The 25,789-nt window shown below is 46.8% G+C and carries 23 protein-coding genes and 1 pseudogene; 11 read left to right on the top strand and 13 right to left on the bottom strand.

The features are described from left to right. Positions 1-41: 41 nt before the first annotated feature. A complete protein-coding gene (locus QUA07_RS22195; protein ID WP_333329297.1) occupies positions 42-1,607 on the bottom strand; it encodes a tetratricopeptide repeat protein in 1,566 nt (521 codons plus the stop codon). A 130-nt stretch (positions 1,608-1,737) separates the two neighbouring features. Here QUA07_RS22195 and QUA07_RS22190 point away from each other — a divergent pair, with 130 nt between their 5' ends. The 3 genes from QUA07_RS22190 (at position 1,738) to ileS (ending at position 6,793) form a co-directional block, all read left to right on the top strand. Then, entirely contained in the window at positions 1,738-2,148 is a 411-nt protein-coding gene (locus QUA07_RS22190) for an Npun_F0494 family protein (protein ID WP_333329294.1), read from the top strand. A gap of 211 nt (positions 2,149-2,359) precedes the next feature. After that, positions 2,360-2,923, top strand: a complete 564-nt coding sequence (locus QUA07_RS22185) for a Uma2 family endonuclease (RefSeq protein ID WP_333329291.1) — start codon at positions 2,360-2,362, stop codon at positions 2,921-2,923. 264 nt (positions 2,924-3,187) lie between these two features. Continuing rightward, the gene (gene ileS / locus QUA07_RS22180) at positions 3,188-6,793 is read left to right on the top strand and encodes an isoleucine--tRNA ligase (protein WP_333329288.1); all 3,606 of its coding nucleotides are present in this window, start codon (positions 3,188-3,190) and stop codon (positions 6,791-6,793) included. A gap of 83 nt (positions 6,794-6,876) precedes the next feature. Here the strand turns inward: ileS and QUA07_RS22175 are convergent, their stop codons facing one another. The 5 genes from QUA07_RS22175 to QUA07_RS22155 all read right to left on the bottom strand — a co-directional run bounded on the left by QUA07_RS22175 (position 6,877) and on the right by QUA07_RS22155 (position 11,612). Beyond that, positions 6,877-7,173, bottom strand: a complete 297-nt coding sequence (locus tag QUA07_RS22175) for a hypothetical protein (RefSeq protein ID WP_333329285.1) — start codon at positions 7,171-7,173, stop codon at positions 6,877-6,879. A 7-nt stretch (positions 7,174-7,180) separates the two neighbouring features. Then, positions 7,181-7,516: a XisI protein gene (locus QUA07_RS22170; protein ID WP_190732840.1), complete on the bottom strand. Its 336-nt coding sequence runs from the start codon at positions 7,514-7,516 to the stop codon at positions 7,181-7,183. Further along, complete coding sequence (locus QUA07_RS22165; protein ID WP_333329281.1) at positions 7,504-7,923, bottom strand: XisH family protein; 420 nt, start codon at positions 7,921-7,923, stop codon at positions 7,504-7,506. Before QUA07_RS22165 ends, QUA07_RS22170 begins: the two co-directional genes overlap by 13 nt. A 95-nt stretch (positions 7,924-8,018) precedes the next feature. Further along, a complete protein-coding gene (locus QUA07_RS22160) occupies positions 8,019-8,531 on the bottom strand; it encodes a dihydrofolate reductase family protein (protein ID WP_333329278.1) in 513 nt (170 codons plus the stop codon). A 66-nt stretch (positions 8,532-8,597) separates the two neighbouring features. Then, on the bottom strand, positions 8,598-11,612 hold the full coding sequence (locus tag QUA07_RS22155; RefSeq protein ID WP_333329275.1) for a leucine-rich repeat domain-containing protein: 3,015 nt from the start codon (positions 11,610-11,612) through the stop codon (positions 8,598-8,600). 195 nt (positions 11,613-11,807) lie between these two features. Between QUA07_RS22155 and QUA07_RS22150 the strand changes: the two genes are divergently transcribed. The 3 genes from QUA07_RS22150 to QUA07_RS22140 all read left to right on the top strand — a co-directional run bounded on the left by QUA07_RS22150 (position 11,808) and on the right by QUA07_RS22140 (position 13,628). Next, on the top strand, positions 11,808-12,077 hold the full coding sequence (locus QUA07_RS22150; RefSeq protein WP_242723481.1) for a type II toxin-antitoxin system VapB family antitoxin: 270 nt from the start codon (positions 11,808-11,810) through the stop codon (positions 12,075-12,077). Next, positions 12,074-12,493 carry a type II toxin-antitoxin system VapC family toxin gene (locus tag QUA07_RS22145; protein WP_333329271.1) on the top strand — a complete coding sequence of 140 codons (420 nt, stop codon included), beginning with the start codon at positions 12,074-12,076 and terminating at the stop codon, positions 12,491-12,493. The genes QUA07_RS22150 and QUA07_RS22145 overlap by 4 nt, the downstream gene beginning before the upstream one ends. Before the next feature lie 250 nt (positions 12,494-12,743). Next, entirely contained in the window at positions 12,744-13,628 is an 885-nt protein-coding gene (locus QUA07_RS22140) for an aspartoacylase (RefSeq protein ID WP_333329268.1), read from the top strand. An 11-nt stretch (positions 13,629-13,639) separates the two neighbouring features. Here QUA07_RS22140 and QUA07_RS22135 read toward each other — a convergent pair whose 3' ends face one another. Then, complete coding sequence (locus tag QUA07_RS22135) at positions 13,640-14,341, bottom strand: phosphatase PAP2 family protein (RefSeq protein ID WP_333329265.1); 702 nt, start codon at positions 14,339-14,341, stop codon at positions 13,640-13,642. 160 nt (positions 14,342-14,501) lie between these two features. On the opposite strand from QUA07_RS22135, the gene QUA07_RS22130 reads away from it, so the two are divergent. Next, positions 14,502-15,581 carry a M23 family metallopeptidase gene (locus QUA07_RS22130; protein ID WP_333329262.1) on the top strand — a complete coding sequence of 360 codons (1,080 nt, stop codon included), beginning with the start codon at positions 14,502-14,504 and terminating at the stop codon, positions 15,579-15,581. 141 nt (positions 15,582-15,722) lie between these two features. Beyond that, positions 15,723-16,304, top strand: a complete 582-nt coding sequence (locus tag QUA07_RS22125; RefSeq protein ID WP_333329259.1) for a hypothetical protein — start codon at positions 15,723-15,725, stop codon at positions 16,302-16,304. Between the two features lie 187 nt (positions 16,305-16,491). Here QUA07_RS22125 and QUA07_RS22120 read toward each other — a convergent pair whose 3' ends face one another. After that, on the bottom strand, positions 16,492-16,725 hold the full coding sequence (locus QUA07_RS22120; RefSeq protein ID WP_190662685.1) for a hypothetical protein: 234 nt from the start codon (positions 16,723-16,725) through the stop codon (positions 16,492-16,494). A 193-nt stretch (positions 16,726-16,918) separates the two neighbouring features. Between QUA07_RS22120 and QUA07_RS22115 the strand changes: the two genes are divergently transcribed. Further along, positions 16,919-19,102, top strand: a complete 2,184-nt coding sequence (locus QUA07_RS22115) for a flavin-dependent dehydrogenase (protein ID WP_333329257.1) — start codon at positions 16,919-16,921, stop codon at positions 19,100-19,102. A 38-nt stretch (positions 19,103-19,140) separates the two neighbouring features. Here the strand turns inward: QUA07_RS22115 and QUA07_RS22110 are convergent, their stop codons facing one another. The 3 genes from QUA07_RS22110 to QUA07_RS22100 form a co-directional block, all read right to left on the bottom strand. Next, positions 19,141-20,472, bottom strand: a complete 1,332-nt coding sequence (locus QUA07_RS22110; RefSeq protein ID WP_333329255.1) for a hypothetical protein — start codon at positions 20,470-20,472, stop codon at positions 19,141-19,143. A 152-nt stretch (positions 20,473-20,624) separates the two neighbouring features. Continuing rightward, complete coding sequence (locus QUA07_RS22105; protein ID WP_333329253.1) at positions 20,625-21,287, bottom strand: (2Fe-2S) ferredoxin domain-containing protein; 663 nt, start codon at positions 21,285-21,287, stop codon at positions 20,625-20,627. Positions 21,288-21,360: 73 nt separating this feature from the next. After that, a complete protein-coding gene (locus QUA07_RS22100; RefSeq protein WP_333329250.1) occupies positions 21,361-21,606 on the bottom strand; it encodes an Asr1405/Asl0597 family protein in 246 nt (81 codons plus the stop codon). A 355-nt stretch (positions 21,607-21,961) separates the two neighbouring features. On the opposite strand from QUA07_RS22100, the gene QUA07_RS22095 reads away from it, so the two are divergent. Continuing rightward, positions 21,962-22,504, top strand: coding sequence for a Dps family protein (locus QUA07_RS22095; protein ID WP_333085490.1), 543 nt, complete (start codon positions 21,962-21,964; stop codon positions 22,502-22,504). 130 nt (positions 22,505-22,634) lie between these two features. Here QUA07_RS22095 and chlP read toward each other — a convergent pair whose 3' ends face one another. Then, a complete protein-coding gene (chlP, locus tag QUA07_RS22090; RefSeq protein WP_242723505.1) occupies positions 22,635-23,855 on the bottom strand; it encodes a geranylgeranyl reductase in 1,221 nt (406 codons plus the stop codon). Between the two features lie 544 nt (positions 23,856-24,399). Between chlP and QUA07_RS22085 the strand changes: the two genes are divergently transcribed. Next, positions 24,400-24,792 (top strand): hypothetical protein, encoded by a 393-nt coding sequence (locus tag QUA07_RS22085; RefSeq protein WP_333057711.1) that lies wholly within the window; start codon positions 24,400-24,402, stop codon positions 24,790-24,792. A 79-nt stretch (positions 24,793-24,871) separates the two neighbouring features. Here the strand turns inward: QUA07_RS22085 and QUA07_RS22080 are convergent. After that, a pseudogene (locus QUA07_RS22080) lies at positions 24,872-25,677 on the bottom strand (hypothetical protein); the annotation flags it as partial. Positions 25,678-25,789: the final 112 nt, after the last annotated feature.

Below are 25,789 nucleotides of genomic sequence, written 5' to 3'. Positions count from 1 at the left end.
AAACCTTCCATTTTTAAAACCTAAAGCATTACAGCAATTGCCTAATCAATACCCCAATCTTTCAGTTGTTGTGTAACTGATTGGATCGGCAAAGCAGCAGCAGTACCAGTACCAGATATAACCAGCTCTTGATTCTGTGTTCGACTGATGGTGTAACTACCTTTCCACACAACGCCAACAACGCGATTTTGCTGGTCTAATACGGGACTACCAGAATTACCGCGAGCTATAATTGCAGACATTTCTAACTCTCGGTCAGTCTTGGTGATGACTTCTCCTGTTGCAACTGTCAAATCCTCGGTCGTGTAGGGATATCCAATAATGCGGATAGGTGCGTTGAGGGCAACAGAGGCCGAGGATCGGGGCAAAGGCTGAATATCTTTCGGAATGTCGGTGACTTCTAGTAAAGCTAAATCTAGGTTGTCAGAGGCAGCAGTAATTTTAACACTCTTAGCGGGTTTCCGCTTGCGGAATTCGCCTGAGAGCGGTTTACTGTAAAATTCAACTTCAATTTTTTTATCGCCCTGGGGTGTATTTTTGCCAGCCGTTGCCACATGGCGATTGGTAACAACCCAACCTTTGTTTCCCTGCCGTTTTACCACCCAGCCAGTACCATAATTTAACTCGGAAGAACTTTTAACAATAACTCGGACAACCGACCGCTTTAATGAAACAAAAGGTTCATCTTTTAAACTGGGCAATCGCTCTGGATCAGCCAACAATTGCGGATTTTTCCGCAGAGCTAAGAGCCGTTCCGTCTCTTTGAGAAATAATTTAACAGTCAGAGAGTTGGGATCTAATGCAATTGCCCTATTACAGGCTTCAATTACTCGATCTAACTTCCCTTGTTGCTGTAAAGTAAAAATTAAATTGATGTGAGCTTGGGTATTTTTAGGGTTGAGTTGAATCGCTTTTTGATAGGTGGCGATCGCTTCATCTGGTTTCCCCTGCTTGTTCAGGATCACGCCCAGGTTGTTGTAGGCACTGTCATTTTTAGGGTTGAATTGAATCGCTTTTTGAGAGGTGGCGATCGCCTCTTCCAGTTTCCCCTGTTTCTGAAAAATCTCACCTAAATAGTAGTAATCTTCAGCATCATTGGGATCTATTTGGATGGCTTGGCGGTAAGCTGCGATCGCCTCATCTAATCTCCCCTGTTGCTGTAGGGCCCAACCTAAACGGCTGTAAGCTTCGGCATCATTGGGATTTATTTGGATGGCTTGGCGGTAAGCTGCGATCGCTTCATCTGGTTTGCCTTGGAAAAAAAACAGCAGATGGCCCAGACTTTTATAAGCTTTGGTATCGTTTGGATCTATTTGGACGGCTTGGCGGTAAGCTGCTATTGCTTCATTAAATTTCCACTTGTCAGAAAGCGCATTGCCGAGTAAGTTGTAAGCCCAAGCAAACTGAGGGTCAACTTTAATGGCTTGGCGGTAAGCTGCGAGCTCTTCATCTTCTGCATTTTGACTACGCTGCACAATCGCTTGAACAATATAAACAAAGGAGGTGAGGCGATTGGTAAACCACGGCAGTGTCGCTGCCACGTATAACAATAAGAAAACTGAGGTTAACTTGGGCAAGATTTTTTTAGGAACTTTTGGTAAAGGCATAATCTTTCTTTATTTCTAAGTTCGATAAGCCTAGTCTACTTCCTCTAAACTTGGTATGCTTCTCACAACTCCAGTTTGACTATAAATCTGTAACAATTAAAAATATAGTAGCTGTTCAAAAGTTCTCTCCATGACTTTTATCCCATCCGAAGCATTTAAATCTATTAGTTATCCCGATCGCACTGTCAAAAGAGCCGATCGCGCCGTCCGGTGCAGCCCTTTTCAATTACAGTTCTTCCAGACAATCCGCGATAACAGTGTTTTCCTAAGTGCGATCGCCTCAAATTCCGGTGTCGAAAGCGGCTACACCCGATCGCCCGTATCCGAACTCGTAGCCGAAAACTCCCTACTGTGGCTGATCCAAGTCGGCGTACTGCGGCGGGAAGTAGACGGACAAGGGATTACCGACAGTTTTCGCCTCACGCCCCTAGGGCGCCAACTCGTGGAAAAATGGGAACAGGAAGGACAGGGAGTGCCGGGCGCGTCATTGTGCGATCGTATGGGAAATGCCGTTAGCCGCGGGTTGGGAGTATTTCTATAACCGGAATGGCGGCTAATAAGTGGTTGAACCTTAAAATTTAAGCTTTTGGGCGGGCAAGATGCCCACTCCACAAGAGTTTGAAGAAATCCACCCCACAAGCAAATTTACTCTTTGTGGAACAGGCATCTTGCCTGTTCTTGAGAGAGGTGAGTATAAATTAAATGCACGATCGCTTAACTAATACAAATTAAACTTAAATCAACTTAAAATAATGGTTCAAACCGCTTCTAAACCTTTGAGTCTCGATGAATTTCTCCAACTGTCGGAAACCAAACCCGCTAGCGAATTCATCGACGGTCAAATTATCCAGAAACCTATACCCCAAGGAAAACACAGCACCATTCAAAGCGATTTGGGTGCTGGCATTAACCGGGTACTCAAACCGCAACGCATCGCCCGCGCCTATCCAGCATTGCGCTGTACCTTTGGAGGTCGATCGACAGTACCCGATCTTGCAGTCTTTACCTGGGAACGCATTCCCCGCGACGAAAACGGCGAAGTAGCCAACACTTTCGCCATCGCCCCCGACTGGACAATCGAAATTCTTTCCCCCGACCAAAGTCAAACTAAAGTCGTCCGCAACATTCTCCACAGTCTCGGCCACGGAACCCAGATGGGCTGGTTGATTGACCCGGAAGAAGAACTGGTATTTGTCTATTTTGCCGATCGCACCATAGCAGTTTTTGAAGAACCGGGCGATCGCATCCCCGTTCCAACCTTTGCCGAATCCTTTAATCTCACCGTCGGTGAAATGTTTAGTTGGCTGACTCAGTAGCGCCACCTCGGTTTATGAATCATTTAACCGCAGAGGGCGCAGAGGGCGGGGAGGAGGGAGAAGAGAGATCGCCCTACGGATTTGGTTCGATCGAATGTGCGGTCGATCGCTTATACTAAAATATCTGGTTGTCAGCTCTTCAATGACGAGAGATGACTAAAGTGGTCACTACAAACTTGATTATGATTATTTAACCGGACTTGATATCATCTTTCAAATAACCGCTAACTACTAACAACTAACTACATAAAACGTTTCTCAAAAATGGAAGCTAAATCTTACAAAGACACCGTAAACCTGCCCAAAACAAAGTTTGATATGCGCGCCAACGCCACCAAGCGCGAACCAGAATTGCAACAATTTTGGGCAGATCAAGAAATCTACGATCGCCTTTCGGAAAATAACCCAGGCGACTTGTTCATCCTGCACGACGGGCCACCCTACGCCAACGGACAACTCCACATCGGCCACGCCCTCAACAAAATCCTCAAAGACTTTATCAACCGCTACCAAATGCTACGCGGCAAAAAAGTCCGCTACGTGCCCGGTTGGGATTGTCATGGATTGCCGATAGAACTTAAAGTCTTGCAAGATAAGAAGATGAAATCGGAGGAGCGGCTAAATCTTACCCCGATGGAACTCCGCCGCAAAGCCGCCGCCTTCGCCCAGCAAACAATGGAACAGCAGCGCGAATCCTTCCAGCGCTACGGCGTTTGGGGCGACTGGGAACACCCGTATTTAACCATGAAACCCGAATACGAAGCCGCTCAAATCGGCGTTTTCGGTCAAATGGTGCTCAAAGGCTACATCTACCGGGGCTTCAAACCGGTTCACTGGAGCCCGAGCTCGAAAACAGCCCTCGCCGAAGCGGAATTGGAATATCCCGAAGGTCACACGTCGCGCAGCATCTACGTCGGCTTTCATGTGAAAAAATTGTCAAAATCCCTGCAAACAAAGCTCAAGCGCTATATGCCGAGCCTATGGGCGGCGATTTGGACGACTACCCCCTGGACAATTCCGGCAAACTTGGCGATCGCAGTTAATCCCGAACTGACTTATGCGGTGGTGGAACCGCCGGCAAATTCCCACATCGCACAACAATTTATGTTAGTAGCTGTCGATGCGGTCGATCGGCTGTCGGCAACTTTTAACACTGAATTAAAAATACTTGCTACCTTCAAAGGCAAAGAATTAGAAGGTTGCAGCTACAAACACCCGCTGTTCGATCGCGAAAGTCCAATTGTTGCCGGCGGTGACTACATTACCGCTGATTCCGGGACGGGATTGGTGCACACCGCACCCGGTCACGGACAAGAAGACTTTATTGTCGGAAAACGCTGCGGTTTACCAGTTTTAACACCCGTAGACGAGAACGGAAATTTCACCGCAGAAGCCGGACAGTTTGCAGGTTTAAATGTCCTCGGAAAAGGCGTCCGAGACGGCAATGGCGCAGTAATTGATGCCCTTGCAGCAGCAAATTGTTTGATAAAAGAGGAAAGTTACGCTCACTCTTATCCTTACGATTGGCGCACTAAAGAGCCGACCATTTTTCGGGCGACGGAACAGTGGTTTGCTTCCGTTGAAGGGTTCCGCGATGAAGCCTTAAAAGCGATCGCCGAGGTGAATTGGATTCCCGCCCAAGGGGAAAATCGGATTACTGCAATGGTGGGCGATCGATCGGATTGGTGTATTTCTCGCCAGCGGACTTGGGGCGTTCCCATCCCCGTATTCTACGACGAAGAAACCAACGAACCGCTGTTAAATGAAGAAACGATCGCCCATGTCCAAGCCCTTTTTGCCGAGAAGGGTTCGGATGCTTGGTGGGAATTGTCGATCGATGAATTGCTGCCGGAATCTTACCGCAATAACGGCCGCACTTACCGCAAAGGTACAGACACAATGGATGTGTGGTTTGACTCGGGTTCTTCCTGGGCCGCAGTTGCCCAAGGTCGATCGGAATTAAACTATCCTGCTGATATCTATTTGGAAGGTTCAGACCAACACCGCGGCTGGTTTCAATCGAGTTTGCTTACCAGTGTAGCAACTAACGGCGTTGCTCCTTACAAAACAGTTTTGACTCACGGTTTTGTACTAGATGAAAAAGGCCGGAAGATGAGCAAATCTGAAGGCAATGTCGTCGATCCGGCAGTCGTAATTAAGGAATATGGAGCCGATGTTTTGCGGTTGTGGGTGTCTTCGGTAGACTACTCAGCCGATGTGCCGTTGGGCAAAAACATTCTCAAACAGCAATCGGATGTTTACCGCAAAATTCGCAATACAGCTAAGTTTTTGCTGGGTAATTTGCACGACTTCGACCCGGCAAAAGATGCCGTTGCTTACGAGGAATTGCCGGAACTCGACCGCTATATGCTGCACAGAATGGGGGAAGTTTTTGCGGAAGTTCAAGATGCTTTTGAAAGCTTCCAATTTTCCCGCTTTTTCCAAACTGTGCAGAATTTCTGCACGGTGGATTTGTCGAATTTTTACTTGGATATTGCCAAAGACAGACTTTACATCAGTGCGACAGATACCCTTCGCCGCCGCAGTTGTCAGACGGTGATTGCAATTGCTGTGGAGAATTTAGCAAGGGCGATCGCACCTGTTTTGTGTCACATGGCTGAGGATATTTGGCAGTACCTTCCCTATCCGACTCCTTACAAGTCAGTGTTTGAAGCCGGCTGGGTGCAAGTTGATGCTTCATGGCATAATCCAGAATTGGCTACTCGCTGGCAGTATTTGCGACAAGTGCGCGGCGAAGTTAACAAGGTTTTGGAAAAAGCCCGGATGGAAAAGGCGATCGGCTCTTCTTTGGAAGCTAAGGTTTTGGTGTACGTTCCCGATGTTGAGAAAAGAGAGCAATTGCAAGCTTTGAATCCCAGCAGCGAAGAATTGGTGGATTATGTGCGATCGCAAAATTCAGTCATCGAGTTAGCAGCAGAGGAGAAGGCAAAAGCAGCACAAGATCGACAGGAAGAACAAGCAGCAAAAGTTGCCAAAGTCTTGACAGAAAACACAGTTTATGTTGAGGAGGAAACGAGAGAAAAGGGCGATCGACCTTCTCAGATAGTAGAGTATTCTGTCCCTGAACTGTCGGCTTCAGATTCGCAGCCAATCTTAGATCAAGCCGCCGAGTTTGTAGCTAATTTGCCTGAATACGCGGGCAACTTTTTTACAGAATACCAACAAGTTTTGGTAACACTTGGGCTGTTAGCCTCTGTGTTAGTAACGGGCAGAGTAACGCTGGCGATTTTGGATACGATGAATCAGATTCCGATGTTGGGAGGCCTCTTTGAAGTCATCGGCATCTTATTTACAATCTGGTTTGCTTTCCGTCACTTGCTGTTTGCCGCCAACCGTCAAAAAATTGCAGAACAAATTGATTTCCTGACAGCAGATGTGGTGGGCAGGAGTACAGCGCTTGTGCTTGCAGAAACAAAGGCGATCGTCCTCGCACCGGCATTAGATACAGCGCTTGTGCTTGTAGAAACAGAGGCGATCGCACTCGCAGCCCCAGCCGAACAAGTGTTTGCAGAAACACCCCAAATCCAGAAAGCAGAATTAGTTGCGATCGATCCCAAACCAGAAATTCCTGCTTCCATAGCTGCAGGGCACGATTCTACAATGATCGGCAAGGGTGTAGACGAATTGCGGTATTTGTTCATTACTTCGGAAGTGGAACTGGTAGAATCGAATGCAATCCTGCAAGAATTGCCGTACAGTTATCAGTCTCCAGAGTTGGCGATTGGTGTGGTCAAAGCAGACGGGGAAAAGTGCGATCGTTGCTGGAATTACTCGACTCACGTCAGCGAGTCGATCGAACATCCGCTAATTTGCGAACGCTGCGTATCAGCAGTAGACGGCAAATTCTAACGTAGGCTGCGCTTCGGGAAAAATTTTTGAGTTTGTGGTAGCCACATTCAGCCCGAAGCGCACCTTACAATAACTTCATTTGCTTATTTCTGATTAAAAAAACCGCAGACGATTTCACCAGGGTTGTTTTGTCCAAACGCCAAAACAGTTCCATCTTTCTTCACTGTAGTGCGATCGCGGCAATTGTAGACTTCTAGAGGCTGTTTAACTCCATCAACACTCAGAATTACCCTGTATTCCCAATAGTTTTTCGCACTGCGTTTGATATCGACAATGCAAATCTCGCGGCCTCGATCGTTGCGGCATACAGATGCCTCAGCAGGAAGGGCGATCCCGAAAAAAGATATTAATAGCAACAAGCAGCAAACACATTTCATCATTCGCTATCTATTCCACTGCATAACCCGTATACTTCCGCATAAACGGCGGCTGAAATCCCCAAACAATATCCTCTTTGGGAACTCCGGCTATTACTAAATCTTCAGCAATATCATCTTCAGTGGCATTCCATTGAAGCCAAATTTTCCCGCCCTTGATATCTATGTGAATGCTACAGTGATGCACCCTAGTCTGCTTGTCCCAGCCAACATAAAAAATTTGGTAGTGATCTCGTTCTGTATCAAGAATTGTCTCGACTTCAATGTCTCCATGAGCAGGTTTGCGCTTGCCGTACTCCAGTAACATTTGCTGCACAATTTGCCGATATTTGCTTAATTTTTCCATTCTACAATAACCTCCGCTGCTGTATCATAAACAATCATTTTTACCTGGTTTTCCTCGATCCTTGCTTTCGGGAAATCTAGTTGAAAGAATTCTTCATAAATTATTAACGGCACAGCCAAGTACAAAATGCGATCAGGTGCTTTTTCTTTGAGTGCGGCTCGATAATTAATGAACTGCCCCAAGGCTCTGTGAAATTCCGAGACTGGCGACGATTTTGCCAAAAAACTTTTGACCTCAACGGCAATTTTTTCGCCTTGCCTTTCTGCCCCAATCAGCCTTTCTGCTCCCAGATCGATCGACATATCTACACCGCCCACACTAATCGGAAACGGATCGTGGGTAATATGCCAGCCTTCTTTTTGTAAAGCTGTTTTGACAACTTCATGAAAAACATCTCTGGCAGACATAATATATCGATCACTAACTTACTAAGTCCTATCTTACCTTTTTTGATAACCAACTGGCTCTATTTTTGCCAGCCATTTAGCAATTGGGCGCGCCCTCAAGTCGCGACATCGTAAGATAGCTGAACCATACCAGAATTATATGTCTGACATCCAGTTAACTGCAAAGCTGTAGTATTTATGGGATTAACAAATAAAGGGATTCCCTCGCCTAAAATAAGCGGATGAACCGAGAGAATCACTTCGTTGACAAAGTTTTGATTCAGGAAATCGCGAATCAGCAGAGCACCTCCCACCAACCAAATATTTTTGCCGTCAAGCAAGCGTAAATCATTGACAAAATTCTCTAAATCTGTTACCACTTCGACATCAGAAGTGGCTTGAAAATCTAGATTTTTCGTAAAAACATAACTCTTTTTTTCCTGGTACGGATACTCGCCAAAAGTTAGAACTTGTTCGTAAGTCTTTCGACCCATGAGAACCGTATCGATGCTATCTAAGAATTTATTATAACCGTAATTTTGGTCTGTAAACAGCCAGTCAATATCGCCATTCGATCGCGCGATATAACCGTCCAAACTAGATGCAATGAATAGTACAATTTTACGCATGGCAACACCGAGGTTTTTGGACTGATTGGGGTGATCATCGCCCGAATCATTTTAATTTTAAATGATTTAGCGTCCTGAGGGTAGCTTGAGTTCGATACCCAGCTTTTGACCGACATCGATCGCCTTATCAGCAAAATCAGTGACGCCAGCGATGCCAACTCCGATCGCAGTACCCGCCGCTACAAGAGCTGTTAAGCTTTTCTTTAATCGAGTTTTATTCCATTGGTTTTCCGGTTTCTTGATTTCGGTTTCGACATCTTCGATATCAATAATTATCCCCTCGCGGATGTCTTCGGGAAACTGATCGGCGGTTTCACGCATCGAGGAAATCAGTTTTAAAAGTTCGGCGGTATTGGTGTTATTGTTTTGCAGGGATTGATTGCCAGCAACTTCGGCACTATTCGACGAACCGCCGATATTGCCGGAAAAGTTAGCACCTTGAAAAGCACCTTGAAAGTTGTTGGTGTCAGAAGAATTTTGAGTCATTTTTGCTTCGGCTTTATTAATAATTGGTCTACTAACAGCTAGTTTAGCGATATCTACAATGTCGTCATATTCTCTTCCGTATTTTTCCATTTCTCGATCGCCCATTTGGTTTCTGCGCCGAAGTTCGATCGACTCATACCCATCCAACAACGGCCGCAAATCCAGTTTAAGTTTAAGTTTCCCAACGCGCACCGTATTTTCGCCCATCTCCTCCAATCCTAGCAATTCCTCGTAATCCAGCGGATCGGCATCGGGATAACCCGGAACCGGCACCCATTGACTGATTTCCAGATTGGCAAAAGAATTGTGGATTTTGGTAAACGTATCGCGAATCATGCTGAGGAAAGAACGCCGCGTCGATTCCCGCCCGCTAACAGCAATAAAGATTTTCTTATCTTCCGGGTCAGATTTAATTCGGGCGATGTTGTACACCTCAGCGCCTTCGGTGTACTCCAGCATAACCCCCGTGCGCCAGTGGGTGCAGTTGTGGATTTTCTCGTGCATGAGGACGATGAAGCGCGAGAGGATGCTGTCGGGGAGGATGCGGTAGTGATATTGAAATTCCAGGGTTTCGCCTTGGAGTTTGGTGTTTTGCGGTTCCTCTTTGGGCAAGATGCCGGGGATGAGGAAAGTCGGCGGGTAATTGCTGACGGGGAAGCAGAGTTCAAATTCGCCCATCAACCCGGTGAGGCAGTGGTAGCGGTGGCTGGGATATTTATTTGAGTCGAGGATGCGGCTGAGGTCGGCGTAGGTGAGAATGCCTTTGGTTTTGACTTTGAGTTCCTCGTCGCTGAGGAGGGCATAGATGCCTTCAGTCACCCAGTGGGGATTGAGGATGTTGGTGGATTGCAGGATGGGGTGTTCGCGGAAGTTGAGGACAATGCCCAGGTTGTGCAGCAGTCCGATGAGTTGGGTTTGATCGGTTTCTTCAAGGATGTTTTCTTTGGCGCAGATGGTGGCGTATTCGCTGATGCTGATGATGTCTTTGTCGAGGTTTTCCAGGCGCTGCTTGACTTGGAACCAGCTTAGCGGCAAAAGATCGTAGACTTCTTTGAGTTCGGAGATTTCGGTGTGGATGGCGCTGCGGAGTTCGTCGATGCCGGTTCCGCTTTGGCAGGAGGTTTCGAGAATCGCTTTGATGTTGGGATATTTGTCGCGCAAGGCTTTGCGGTTGAGATCCAGGGGTTGTTCGTCGCACTTGTTGCCGACGAGGATGACGGGGGATGCGTCGCCGAAGCTTTCGATCAGTTTCAGCCAGTATTCGAGGCGGTTTTCGTCTTCGCTGGTGCGGCAGTTGCACACCAGCAGGTAAAGGCTGCGTTTGGTAAGGAAAAATTGGTGGGTGGCGTGGTAGATTTCTTGTCCGCCGAAGTCCCAGACGTTGAGTTTGACGGGTTTGGTGTTGACTGTAATTTTCCAGTCTGTGATGTTGAGTCCGTCGGTTTGGGGCTCGTTGGGGTTGTATTTGTTGTGGATGAGGCGGTTGATCAGGCAGGTTTTGCCGACGCTGCCTTGCCCGACGAGAAGGACTTTGGCTTCGTTGAGGGGGAGAACTTCGCCGCTGCGGAGTTTGCGGAGGTAGTTAAAGATGTCAGCGGGAGTGCCGGGGGCTTCGTTCAGGTTGGCGGGCCCTAGAACTTCTGGAGAAATGGGCAGGGGATTGCAGCGAAGGTCGAGTTTTTCAAGTTTTGGCAGTGTTTCTAAGCCTTCAGGAATCTTTTCAATCTGATTGTTACTGAGGGAAAGCCGTGTCAGATTCGACAGTTGGGCGATCGCTTCTGGGATTTGGGTAATTTGATTGTTACTGAGGTTAAGCCATGTCAGATTGGACAGTTGGGCGATCGCCTCTGAGATAGAGGTAATCTGATTGTCACCGAGGTAAAGCTCTGTCAGATTCGACAGTTTGCCTAGCGCATCTGGGATGGAGGTAATCTGATTGTTATCGAGGAGAAGCGCTGTCAGATTCGACAGTTGCCCGATCGCCTCTGGGATGGAGGTAATCTGATTGTTATCGAGGAAAAGCGCTGTCAGATTCGACAGTTGCCCGATCGCCTCTGGGATGGAGGTAATCTGATTGTTCCAGAGGACAAGTTCTGTCAGATTCGACAGTTGGGCGAGATCCTCTGGGATGGAGGTAATCTGATTCTTCCCGAGGTAAAGCTTTGTCAGATTCGACAGTTGGGCGAGATCCTCTGGGATGGAGGTAATCTGATTGGTATGCAGGTAAAGCTTTGTCAGATTCGACAGTTGGGCGAGATCCTCTGGGATGGAGGTAATCTGATTGATACTGAGGTTCAGGTCTCTCAGATTGGACAGTTGCCCGATCGCTTCTGGGATGGAGGTAATCTGATTTTCAACAAGCGAAAGTGTTTTTAAGTTAGTTAATTGAAGAACAGCATCAGGAAACTCAGTTAACTTATTCCCAACCCATCTTCTTTTCTCTTTATCGAACTTCCCCAACACCAGCATCTCAAGCTGCGTGCACTTGCCAATCTCCGGCGGCAATTCCTCCAAGTCGAGCCCCGACAAATCCAGTTCCGTCAATTTTTCCTCGGCTGCCCGGTGAATTCGCCGCACTGCTTCCTCTCGCGTCATGCCCTTTGTCTCTCGGTAGGATTCATTTTATTGTGACAGGATTTTTCGCTTGATGGGGAGTTGCCCGCGCGTCACAATCAAAGAAACCGGGTTTTTTTTTGTTTCTACACTGTCATGCGTCTTCTGGGCAAAAACCCGGTTTCTGAGCGAGGCATCACAACTATAATAAAATAAACCGTTAAAAGAGGAAAGCTAATGGTGACGAGCCTGAATGTGGATACGGCACTGCTGCAAGAGGCGATCGAACTTGAGGGAGAAATTGAGTTCGAGACTCTAGTTGAAATTGCCTTGCGCGAATACATTCAACGCCGCAAACAGCCACAGAATCTCGAACTTAGCTTTGGAGAATCTCTCAGTGCATTTCGTGAAAAATATCAACTGCACGAACTGGGTTTAAATCCTGATGAAATTTGGGGAGAAGTTCGCGATCGAACTTTTGCAGGACGCGAGGTCATCTTTGAATGACGTTGCGTTATTTACTCGATACCAACATTATCTCCGAACCTGTTCGTCCTGTTCCGAATGCGAATGTGATGACTAAACTAATTGAGGCAAAATCCACAGTTGCGATCGCCTCGATCGTTTGGCATGAAGTTCTGCTGGGCTGTTATCGAATGCCTGATTCTAAGCGTCGCAGTGCGATCGAAGCTTATCTTCAGGAAGAAGTGAAAGTAAAATTACCGATTTTGCCCTACACTCAAGAAGCGGCTGAGTGGTTTGCTAAAGAACGAGCAAGACTCATCCCGATCGGGCTTACACCGTCTTATGCTGATGGGCAAATTGCAGCGATCGTTAAAGTCAATAATCTGATTCTGGTGACACGAAATGTTGCTGATTATGCAAACTTTCAAGACTTGGCAATCGAAAACTGGTTTTCTTAAACTTAATCTATTTAATCATCGGTTTGATGAGAAACTATAATGCGATCGATTTCTTCCCGGTGGCGAGCGTATTTTTTTTGTTTATTGACGAGAAATACCCAGATAAACTGGGTTTCTCAGTTCTGCGTGTGCTACCTACTTACTTAAACTTTAGCTAATCTAAATATAAACACACAATCAACCTCAATGTGATGTTTTTTACCAACAGATGACAAAGGGTGATAAGCTGGGGATAGGAAGTTATTTGTTTATGAACCAAATTAAACGTGTTGCCATAGTGGGAGGAACCCACGGAAACGAACTCACAGGAATTTACCTCGTGAAAAAATTCGATCGCGCGCCAGAGTTAATTGGGCGATCGACTTTTGAAACTATCACCCTGCTAGCCAATCCCAAAGCTTGCGAAATCGGGACACGCTACATCGATATCGACCTCAACCGCTGCTTTAGAAAGCAAGATTTAGAAAATCCCCATCTCTCCAGCTATGAAGCGCAGCGGGCGAAAGAAATCTCCCGCCTTTTTAGCTCAAAAAACACTCATCTGCCCAACTTAATTATCGATTTGCACAGCACCACATCCAACATGGGGCTAACATTTATTCTCGCCAGCCAGCATCCATTTAACCTGCAACTAGCAGCTTATTTAACCTCTGTGTATCCCCACCTCAAGCTACTGGCTTCGGCAACCAAGAATCATGATAGTCCTTTGCTGCGATCGCTTTCCGAATTAGGCGGTACGCTGGAAGTTGGTGCAGTGCCACAAGGCGTCTTGGATGCGTCTTTATTTCAGCAAACTGAGCAAGTTGTCGGCACAATCTTAGACTGTGTAGAAGCCTACAATCAAGGCAAAATGCCTGCTGCAAAGAATCCCCTGACTATTTATCAAAGCATTCGGGCGCTCGACTATCCCAGAAACGAGAACCGAGAAATTCAGGCAATGATTCATCCTCATCTGCAATTCAGAGATTATGAAGCCCTAAATCCCGGCGATCCGATGTTTTTGACCTTAGATGGTGAGTCGGTATTGTATGAAGGTAAATCAACCGTATATCCAATTTTTATTAACGAGGCAGCTTACTACGAAAAAGGAATTGCCATGTGTTTTACCCAAAAGCAAATAGTCAGTCTTGAGTAGAAGATTAAAAATTATTGTTGAGAATTTTCCGGTGACAAAAACTCCTCTTTAGAAGCCGTAGTCAAAGAACGCAATTCCTTCCATATTTCCAAAGTAATAATACAGGTAATCAGCCACACCAAACCAGCCGTATAACCAGCAATAACATCGGTAGGCCAGTGAACTCCTAGGTAAAGCCGGCTAAAACCAATAGCAGCAATTAATACAACTGTCAAGCCGTAAATCGACCAGCGCTGCTTGGGAAAGCGTACACCCAAAAAATATCCTAGCAAACCGTAAATAACCATTGAAATCATCGCGTGTCCGCTAGGAAAACTGTAAAATGTTACATTAACAACGCGCTCCCAAAGTTGAGGTCGATCGCGGGCAAAAAGTTTTTTTAACAGTAAATTTAAACCGATCGCTCCCCCACCCGCGAGCGCAATAGTTGCAGCTTCCGAGCGGTGATTGCGCGCTAGCAAAACAATACCCAACGTCAGACAAATCACTAGCAGCAGCTTCGGCTCGCCCAAAAAAGTAAAGCCCAGCATTATTTGATCGCGCAACGGAGTGTGCAATTGCCTCAGAGCTAGTAAAATAGAGGTATCGAAAACGTAACTTTCTTTTTCCAACACGTCTTCGGCAAGGGTGGCAAATCCCCACATCCCCAAAGCCGCAACAGCAAGCCCGGCCAGCCGAATTATTGAAATGAGCGATCGAATTTTAGAACGCATTCTTGAATTAATTAAAAATTTTAAATTTCCAACTCAAAATAATACAACAAATATAGGAAACGAAAAAGCCTTACCAATCGTCTAGATGCTTGAGCAACTATATTCTGAATGATTAATTGGCTTTTCACTACCCACCTCAGCTTTTACCTCCAACCTGCGAATGACTATACTATCAAAAAAACACATTTCTGCAATTTTGTTGGTCGTGGGGTTGACAAATCTTTCTAGTTGTGCTAATAAAAGCGGAGTAAATGCCCCGATCGCCGAAGCCCACACGATCGCCCAGCGTCTCGTCTCTACCGCAGTCGCCCAAAAGCCGAACAACCCGCAATTCGGTAAGCCGATCGACTGTACCCTAGGCAAAGACTGTTTTGTATTGCTGTATTTCGATCGAGAACCCGGCCCCACCGCCGTCGATTTTGGCTGCGGGCGCCAAACCTACGACGGGCACGACGGCACAGATTTTGCCATTCCCGACGCCAAAGCAATGGCAAAAGGAGTGCCAGTTATTGCCTCCGCAGCAGGTAAAGTTTTGCGATCGCGAGATGGTGTGGTCGATCGGCGTTTACAAAATGAAACAGAAAAAGCCAACATCGCAGGCACAGAATGCGGCAACGGCATGGTAATCGACCACGGCGGTGGTTGGGAAGCCCAATACTGCCACCTCCGTCAAGGCAGCGTTGCCGTCAAACCGGGTACGCAGGTACAAAAAGGCACAGTTTTGGGCATGGTGGGAAACTCTGGGATGGCATCTTTCCCCCACGTACACGTAACTTTTCGCTATCAAGGCAAGCCCGTAGATCCGTTTGTCGGCCCCGACGCGAAGGTAGGCTGCAACATCGCCCGCAATCCAATTTGGGACAAGCCTCTAGACTATGTTTCCACAGGTTTAATTCGGGCCGATTTTGCCAATAAGCCGCCGGACGAGAACGCTGTCTGGGAAGGACAATTTTCCGAGACTAAACTCCCTGCAAACAGTCCCGCTTTGTTGTTTTGGGTGCAAAGTTACGGAGTGCTCAAGGGCGATCGCGAACAATACAAATTATTTGCACCCAACGGCACAACCATTGCCGAGCAGACCAATGAAATTAAAGCCCCCAGCCGTACTTGGTTGGGTTATGTCGGCAAAAGAAACAGTACAAATTCTCCTCTGACTCCCGGAGTTTGGCGGGCCGAATACCGGTTGACGCGGGGCGATCGAGTTTTGGCAGAAGTCAAGCGAGAAGTTGAGTTGCGTTAGTCGCCAAGTTACTCATACCAAATTACTTTGAAAACGAGCATCAAATATGTTAAAATAACAACAATCTTTTTTCATTTTTGATGGTCAATTTTTCCTGGTCTCATAATAAAAATGTCATACAGCCAATTCACAAACCTAGAAATGATTGAAACCAACTTTGGCATAACCATTGCTGACAAAGTTGGTATTTTTGCCCATTTACCCGAAGCCGAGTATAGCGAGCTTCTCAGCCAAACTCTGCAAGACAACATTTCTTTAGCTTTAGCAATTAATACCGAAAAAGCTCGCTCAGAATTAATTGTCACACCTATTTTAGTAGAACTTAGAAAGCAGTTTAAGTATCAAATTAGCTTTTTTTCCGGAAAAGAGTTTAATGTAGATTTAGAAAAAGGATTGACGGGTTTCTGTGATTTTATGATTAGTCGTTCTCCCGAACAACTGCTAATCAAAGCCCCTGTTGTCGCCTTAGTAGAAGCTAAAAATGATAATATCCAAGCTGGGCTTCCACAATGTATGGCAGAAATGATTGCCGCTCAAATCTTTAATGAAAGAAGAAACAATAACATTTCCGAAATATATGGGGTGGTCACAACAGGAACCAATTGGAAATTTTTACGGCTTAGGAATCAAATTATGGAAGTTGATTTAAATGATTATTTCATTGATAATATTAGTAAAATTATTGGCATATTAAAATATTTGGTCGATGCAGCTAACCTATGAAACTGGGAGCCAATTTATGAAAGTTGCTCAATAGAGATAAATTGAACAATGACTTAACCATAATTTTTACAATATCACAAATTCTCCGGGACAATCTAGCTTTCATCAGCTTGTTGTCGCCGGCTCGATCGCTCCTCCTTCCCCGTCGAACGCGATCGTTCGGGAGGGTGGTTTGGATGTTGACAATTTAGGGCAAATTGTTCCAAGCTTGAGCCACAATGTCGCTCAGCCATAGCCTCTGAGCAAAATCGAGCAAATTGTCGTCCGCGAGTACTTCAGCCTTCAATTCATCCAAAGACTGAGATCGCGATCGAGCTATTTGAATCACACCCGCGATCGCCGACGCCACCAATTCTTCATTCAGCGGCTGCTGTCGCAAAGCAATCATTTCTTGAGGATTCGTAGGAATGGGATAATTCATAGAAGTGCATACCGAAAGGAGTAGATATTCAGCCACTGCGGGCCAACCGAGAGCAAGAGCGATCGAAAACCTAAAAATCTGAGAACATTGTAAACTTATTTAAAACTAAATAAGTATTCGGGAGTATAGCCTACTTTGCTCCCTTGTCAACTCCCCCATCTTTATTAATTTATTCAGAATTGAGAGCCTAATCATGCAAGAAATTCTTTATCTAGAAGTCCCGACACCGGATACAGCAGCCGTCTGCACTTGGTTGCAGCACGAATTCGATCCCGGAATCGGAGAAAAAATTATTACTGCTGACGGCTTTCGCCTGCTTTCACCAGCCACAACAGCCGAGGTTCTCAAGTCTGGAACTCAAAATGCCAATCCAAAACCCGCCTTGGCTGACACCAATTCAGGAAACCCAAATTGGCGAGCGACAGAACTTTCCACTTTTGTCTGGTCACTGCAGCGCACCACTTATTTAAAAGTCTTTCGTCTAGAAGAGGCGCCTGCGGGAGAAAAAAAGTTCCTGGAAGCTCTGAATCTTGCTGTAAGAAACAAGTTTCCAGATCGCTACCGGGAACCCCCTGTCATAGACCTCTCCAAACAGTCAATTTTTGAGGCTCTTGCCCCCTATTACCCCCTCACCGTCAAATACTTCCAAAAAATGCCTCAAGGCGAATACGACCTCAAGCGCGTCTACTGGTGGGAACAGCGTTGGCGCGAAGGCACTCGCAATCCTCAAACGCCAAAACAAGTAGTGTTTTTGAAGGAAGAGGGAACAGGGAAGAAGGAAGAAGGAACAGGGAAGAAGGAAGAAGGAAGAGGGAACAGGGAAGAGGGAAGAGGGGAGAAGGCAGAAGACACGATTTCGGTGTCTGATTCTGGCGATACTTTTTATGACTTAATTTATATTGGCGGGGCCTTGGGAGTGATTCACGCCGCAGTCATGGCGAGATTGGGCTACCGGGTGCTGCTAGTTGAACGAATGCCTTTCGGGCGAATGAATCGCGAGTGGAATATTTCACGGGACGAAATTCAAAGCTTAATTGATTTGGGTTTATTTACTGCGGCAGAAATAGAAACTTTGATTGCCAGAGAATATAAAGATGGCTACAACAAGTTTTTTGATGCTAACAATCCGCCCGTGGCTCAAGCGCCAGTTCTGCACACACCAAAGGTACTCAATGTAGCTGTGGACGGGGAGAAATTGCTGAATTTAGCGGGAGTTAAGCTAACAGAAGCTGGTGGAGAAATCTGGGACGAAACTGACTTTGTTAGAGCCGATGTTGCAGCGGAAAAAGTAGTAGTTCAAGGCCACCACTTGCCGACAAAAGCCGATCGCACTGCATTAGGAAGGCTGCTGGTGGATGCAATGGGTTCGGCTTCTCCCATCGCTTGGCAATTGAACGAAGGGCGGACTTTTGACAGCGTTTGTCCGACAGTGGGAGCAGTCATCGACGGAGGATTTGAGCCGGGAGTATGGGATTCCGAGTACGGGGATGTACTCCACACTCACGGGGACGTTTCCCGCGGACGCCAGCTCATTTGGGAGTTGTTTCCTGGCGCCGGCACAGAACTGACAGTTTATCTATTTCACTACCACCAAGTACATCCAGAGAACCCCGGTTCTTTGCTGGAAATGTACGAGGATTTTTTCGCAATTTTGCCGGAATACCGTCGCTGCGATGTCGATAAATTGGTGTGGAAAAAACCGACCTTTGGTTATATTCCGGGGCATTTTAGCAGCAACAGCGGCGATCGCTCCGTGGCGATCGATCGCCTAGTCTCGATCGGCGACGCAGCATCTCTGCAATCTCCCCTCGTTTTCACAGGCTTCGGCTCCCTTGTCCGCAATCTTTTCCGCTTAACAGACCTTTTGGATACTGCTTTAAAGCACAATTTGCTGACGGCAAATCACTTAAACCAAATTCGCGCCTACCAGAGCAATGTTTCAGTAACATGGCTATTTTCTAAAGGCATGATGGTTCCTACCGGGAGCAGTTTGCCACCCCAAAGAATTAATTCAATTCTCAATACCTTTTTCGGTATTTTGGCAGCACAAAAACTCGCTGTAGCTGAAACTTTTATTAAAGACAGAACCGACTGGCTAACTTTCAATCGACTGGCGATCGAAGCAGCCGGAAAAAACCCTTCTCTCCTCTTGTGGATTTTAGATTTTGTCACGTTGGGGGATATTTGGCGCTGGCTGGGAAGTTACGTGAATTTTACTCTGCTGGCTTTGGCCAGTTTGCTGTTCGGATGGCTTCCCAGCTTCGCCCGCAGGGTACAGCCTTGGTTGGAGCCCCGGTATCCGGCTGTTTGGCTGTGGCTGTTGGCTACCAGCTATGCTCTCACCTATGGCATGGGAAAGGGGAGAAAAGAGTGTTGAGTTTTGAGTGTGGACTCAAAACTAGCAACTTCAGTTCGCTATCGAAAACTCGGCAATTCAATTTCAGCTAGCGATCGGCGTTTTTTAGAAGCCCGCAGCGGACTGGCAATCAAGCTGAGCCAGTCTGGTTGGGGGACTGCTGTAGGTTTTGCCACACTCGATCGCACTTCTTGAATGCCAAAGGTTTCAACAGAGTTCAAAATTTGAAAAGCCCTGGCCAATTCTTGGGCGTCCACTTTGGTAGCAGTTTCGGGTTCAGACTCAGCCATCGGCAGTTCAGGTTCCGCAACCGGTTCGGCCGAGTCAGTTGCCGGCTCATGAGGCTGGTAGGTTTCGTTCTCCTGCAATAGAATGGCGGATACTTCGGCTAATTTGTTGAGTTCCACATTGGCTGGGGATTCAGGCTCGATCGCCTCAACAGCAGCCGCTACCTCTGGAACCTCTTCTGGTTCCGACCAAGGTTGGACAGGGGAAGCGTTGAAGGCTGGTGGCACCGGCATCTGAGAGCTTTTGACCGCCGCGAGCAAAGATTCTAATTGTGCGCTGGCGGTGTCCAGATTATTGTCAGGCGGCTCGATCCTCGGCGACTTTACCTGCGGCCTGTCCAAACTTCTTTCCAAGGCAGCTTTGAATTGCAGAGTGTGGCGCTGCTGGCGGTGCAAGCGGGCTCGCAATTCCCTGCAAATATTTTCTGTGGCTACTAACTGCTGTAACTGTTCGTTGTAGCGCTGCACAGTAGACGCACATTCTCGCTCAACAGTCGCTAGCCTGACTTGGCTGGTTGCCAACTGACTTCTTAAACTTTCGACTAAAATTTCTTGACTTTGGAGGGTTTGATGGGAAACTTCCACTTTGCCAAACAGCCGCGTCAATTGTTCTTGAGTATTTTCGAGTTCTGCAGTCCGCTGTTCTAGCAAAGCTTCGCGATTCTGCAAGGTTTTTTGGGAGTCTTCGAGAGCTGTTTCTAGCTGGGCGATGCGCTGCAAAAGGTCGCGGTTGCATTCGTGCAGCGCTTGCATGAGGGTGACTGGGGTTGATCCTTTGCCCTTGGCCTGTTCGGCATTCCCAAGCATATTTTTTAGATTCTCTGAAATCGGGGGCGAGCCCGCCTCAGTCGGCTGTGTCAGAGATGGCAAATTTTTTGTTTCAGGTGTTGTGGGAATTGCATCTACGCTGATGGCGTTGGGAAAATCTACTGTTTGCCAGTCTTCTTCTGGCTGTTGGGGAACCGTTGCGGGAGTGTCTGTCGCATCGGGGGCGATCGGCTCAAAACCCCCAGCAGCAGCAAAATCTGACTGAAATGGTTCGGTATCGGATGGAACAGCAGGGTACGGTTGGTGCTGATGGGCTCGAAGATCAGCTTCTGACATGGCTTTTTATCCCAATACTCACAGGGTCTCAGATACAGTCTATCCTTAGATATTCTCCCGAAGGAAGCCCCTAAGTGAGTTTTTGGTCCAGAGTCCTATCAAAATAATTTTTCCTGATGTCTAACGCACTGTTTCGGTATGCGTGCGATCGCCTAAGCTTTAACCACTGCACAATGTTTGTCAATGATTGCTGGAACTTCTGCCGGTGCAATGCGGCTGTAGCGAGTTTTGTCCGGCATCACAACTATATTTGGGCCCGCTTTACACTGTTTGAGACATCCGGTTCCCTGTACTGTCACTTTGTCTTCTAAACCGCGCGCATTCAAAGCATTTTCTAAAGCTTTACAGACTCCTCCAGCGCCCCGCTTCAGGCAGTCGGATTTTTGACATACTAATATTTTGGTTTGGGTTTTTGCCGGAGCTTTTACAGTTTGAGCTGCTGTGGGAGAGGTGAATTCGCTTTTGCCGATCGCGCGATCGTCGGATGTCAATACCGCAACAGGCCCATTGGTGGAGTCGAGCAGTTCTGGCGATTGATCGTTGTTACCCTGAGCCAGCTTGAGGCTGCGAGCTTTAAGTTTTATTTTACCGTTTTTCAAATTGAGTTCTTTCTCACCTACAACTTGAACTCTCAACCCCGGTGTCAAAATAGGCGACAGAAATGCCCGCAATTCCTTGCCAAGTTTAACAAGATATTCTACTCCCCGATCGCTACTAATTCGCAAATATTTAAGTTTACAGCCATCTTCAATAATCAGGCCGAGGATTTCTCCCTCTAAGTTGAATTCGGAAACGTGCTTGCCAGATTTATACATTGTTATAACTCCTTTAAATCAGTTACATCCGTTACATCTTGTACGCTGCTCTTTCCCTAACTTCCTGCTTCCTTTAGCCCCTTTGCCAGCAGTATTCCAGCCACTGCACGAGTTCGCATCGAGGGGCACTGACTTGCCTCAACACGCTCATTAACTGAGCCGCTTGTTTAACAGTATTGACTTTTGCCCGCAAAGGTTGGTCAACCCCACACCAGCAGGGAATTTCTAGTTCTTGCAAGCGTTTGTAAACTTGCCACCTATCTAGCCAACTAACTTGCACAATGTCACAAACTTCTAATTCTGGATCTGCTGGATTCATTTTGTAACAACAGTAATAATTTGCATTAATTTTTACCCTCAATGGTAGCGGGTAGAAGTTAAAAGCCAGATTTCAGCAGAACATCAAAGATGATCAAAAGCCCTTCCTGAAAAATTCTGCCTTTTGCCCTCTGCCTTCTGCCTTCAGAAGGTTCGCCCCACTTTCAGGAAGCGTTCAGAACGAGGATCTTGTTCCAGCATAACCCAACTGCTAATAATTCTCAATAGGTTTAGAAAAAAAAATTCCTACTCTACAAAATCTTCTACTATCGAGGCAGACGCTGCTTGACGGGTAAATCTAGGGTGCTAGACTGACTCTATTGGCAACAAAACTGCCTATTGAGAGGAGAACACACATGGCTGAGACTCAGAGTGCATTGAGACCGTTTGGCCACATAGCCGAAAACCCAGTTCTACTGGAACATTCAGTCACAGCACCGATTTGTGAAGGGATGAACGCGCTGCTGGCCAGTTTTCAGGCTCTATACCTGCAATATCAAAAACATCATTTTGTGGTGGAAGGGGCAGAATTTTACTCCTTGCACAAATTCTTTGAAGAAAGCTACGGAGAAGCTCAAGATAGCGTCCACGAGTTGGGCGAACGGTTAAACGGGTTGGGCGGCATACCGGCAGCTAGCTTTAGCAAGTTAGCCGAGCTGTGCTGTTTTGATCCGGAAGCCGACGGCGTATATTCCTGCCGCCAAATGCTGGAACACGATTTGGCAGCAGAGCAAGCTATCCTCGGTTTGCTGCGGCGTCAAGCAGGACAAGCAGAAAGTTTGGGCGATCGAGCTACCCGCTACCTCTACGAAAAAATCCTGCTAAAAACAGAAGAGCGGGCTTATCACATTTCCCACTTCCTCGCCCCCGATACCTTAGTGCAGTTGAACTTGAACTAACAATTCTTCTTCTTCCTCTTCCTTCGCGCCCTTAGCGCCTTCGCGGTTCGTTATCTTAGATCAAAAAAAAAGCGAGCAGTTTTGTGACTGCCCGCTTTTTTTATACAAAGTGCGTTTTATCTGCTGGGGATTAAGGCGCTAAAGCATTGCCTCGCAACAAGCTACCAATGGTTTTGGCGGTAATCTTCATCTGAATGAAGGGATTAGCCGGTACTACTGTCTTATACAAATAGCTATCGAATGTGAGTTTCTGCACATCGCGATCGGCACACATTTCCACAAAAGCTTCGCGAGTAGCGTCGGAACGGTAGAACACGCGCTGCAAAATGTCGAGAACTTTGTAAGTAATGCCGTAGGCTTTATCCCACCGCTTCAAGTAAATCTTAATTTCCTCTTCAGTCGGAATGCGCGCGCCTTTATTGGAAATCTCCACAATAGTTTCGGCACACATCCGGCCAGACTTGGCAGCAAAATAGATACCTTCGCCGGAAGACTTGGTAACGTAACCTGCGGCATCGCCTACGAGAGCAACTCGGCCGACAACCCGGCGGGGACGCGGGTGTTCCGGGATGGGGTGAGCTTCCACTTTAATAATCTCACCGCCCATCAGTTTTTTGGCAGCGCGGGCGCGGACGCCTGCTTGCAGCTTTTTGATGCTGGCTTGATTGACTTTCATCGTGCCGGTACCGACGGCTACGTGGTCGTATTTGGGGAACACCCAAGCGTAGAAGTCGGTAGATACGTCGTCGCCGACGTACATTTCGGCTAAGTCTTCGTAGTAAGCCATTTTATCTTCTGGCAGGCGGATGCGCTCTTGGAAGGCGATCGCATAATTGTAGTCGCCAGCGTCGATCGCCTTTGCTACGCGGGAGTTAGCGCCGTCAGCCCCGATTACCAAATCCACTTTCAGAGTTTTCTGAATTCCCATTGCGCTGCCGTCGGAGTGGTCGGCATAGTGGAGAGTATAGGGGTCTGTATTGTTGCCGGGAATTTCTAATTTGTGAACGGTGCCGTTAATCAGTTTTGCACCCAAGGAAGCGGCGCGATCGCGCATGAAGCCGTCGAGCACTTCGCGGCGGCACATACCGATGTATTCGTGTGCGTTTTCAATATTGATGTCCACCTCGACGTTGGAGGGGGAGATCATTTTCATTTTTCTGACTTGGCGGTCAATAATACTTTGCGGCAAGTCGAATTCGCTGACCATGCACAGGGGAATCGCCCCACCGCAGGGTTTGGCGTTGTCTAATTTACGCTCGAATAGGTATGTTTCGATGCCTGCTTTTACCAATGTTTCGGCGGCGGAAGAACCCGCAGGGCCTGAACCTACTACTGCAACCCTTAGTGTCAAAGCTTTTCTCTCCAGTTTTTTTCTATAGGCATTACTCAGGTGTGATGGTATCACGGACTTTGGATGCGGTGGCGTGAAGCAGGGGAGATTTCAATGAAATGAAACAGAGCTTAACAGTTCGATACGAAAATCGGGTCTGGGGCAGTAGGTGCGATCGAAGATCTTAAATTTTTCAGTGCTTTGGAACAGTTATGGACGTTGATGTGCGATCGAACATTTTGCACTATTTTCTAAGAACAGGCAAGATGCCTGTTCCACAAAGAATGAATTTTCTGCTTGTGGGGAGTAGGGGTTGGGCTTCTAGCCCGCCCGGACATGAACAAGCTTCCCTAGCCTGTTCCACAAAGAGTGAATTTTCTGCTTGTGGGGAGTAGGGGTTGGGCTTCTAGCCCGCCCGCCCTGAACAGGCTTTCCGGCCTGTTCCACAAAGAGTGAATTTTCTGCTTGTGGGGAGTAGGGGTTGGGCATCTTGCCCGCCCGGAACAGGTGGGAACCAGTCCAATAAGTTACATTAAAGTTACTTGCAGTTATATCTAAAATTCTTATGCTCGGTAATTTTCAACAAAGCAACCTGCGGATTGAGCTTGAAGCTTCCGAAACAGCGATTAGAGACAGCTTGTTGCGTCCAAGTCAATTGCAGCAGTGGCTGTGGCCACAGCAGTTGTCTAGCGGTTTGCCGGAAGAATTTGCTCAAGGTTTGACCTTTACAAGTTGGCTAGGCCCCGTGGCAGTTCAGCATCACGTTGATATTGTTGAGCACAATTGTCTGCGGCTGTTATTGAGTCAGGGAATTGACGGATTTCACGAGTGGTATTGGGGCGATGGTTGGGTGCAGTCTCGGTTGGAGGGAGTGTCGCTGCTGCCGCTGAATTTGGGGCAAACGGCTAGTTTACTCCGGCTGCGGGAGTTTGTAGCGGGGAAGGGTAAGAGGAAGTAGATAAATCACTCTCCAAAATCATCAGAACAAAGCCTGGTAGTCCTCCATAGCAACGAAAAATTCTTAATCCTTTTAGGGATAAAGAAGCGTTGTAATGATGAATAAAATACCACAAAGCTCCCACACGATTGGAGAGCTTTTTAGATTAGGAAAGACTCTTTCTTACAACAATAGCGAGATATCCTGTACATCAGGGAGTTCTTGCATCTTTAGAGATCAGAAGTTTTGCCCGTATCTTTCCCGACAGATTTGTGTCGCTGGCGAGGCAAAACTTTTTTATATGCGACCAAAAAATCTGTATAATAGACGGCACATTGTCTGTAAACTCCTGGGAGGGAATCCCAAAAACCTTTAGCACCCATTTCAACTAGACTTCCTATATATAGCCATCCTCGCATCATTTGTGAATTTCTTACTCCCTCCCCTTACTAAGGGGAGGGTTGGGGTGGGGTGAAAAACTTACGACTCATGTAGGATTGCTATAAACCCCTAGAATTTCTTTGGTCAAGGCATCAATCGCCAGCTATTTCCACTGCTTGTTACCCTTATTGCCTACAAACGACCACATTTCATCACTTTGGATCGTTAGCTTGCCTTGGTTTTTTGACTTTACTTGAACTTTCCGGAGGACTGATACTAATTGTTGAAAAACACATAGTATTGGAACCAGCGGGGGGACACCCTCGTGACTTTGACAATCGCGACTCAAGATATTTTTTCTAATAAAAGCCGATCGCTCAATTTTTTTATTTCTTCTGAAATCCTTTGATGTCTGGGGTTTTAAACAAACTGCCTGTGACAATATATACATTTAAAGTTTTGCTTAGCGCTGGAGGTGGCACAATTTTTAACCATGTTTGGAGAACCGAAACGGGGACAATTCATGGAGTTGAGAATTAACAAGGCTTAGGTACGTCGCATGATAACTCCTTATCCTTACTCTGCCAGACCACCTGAAAGCCACTTCGCTGCCGAAAAACTAAGAGTGTGTTATAAA

Source organism: Microcoleus sp. T3_A4 (genome assembly GCF_036700465.1).
GTDB lineage: Bacteria > Cyanobacteriota > Cyanobacteriia > Cyanobacteriales > Microcoleaceae > Microcoleus.
Note: the sequence above shows the minus strand (reverse complement) of the source record. Positions and strands in the feature narration are given on the sequence as shown.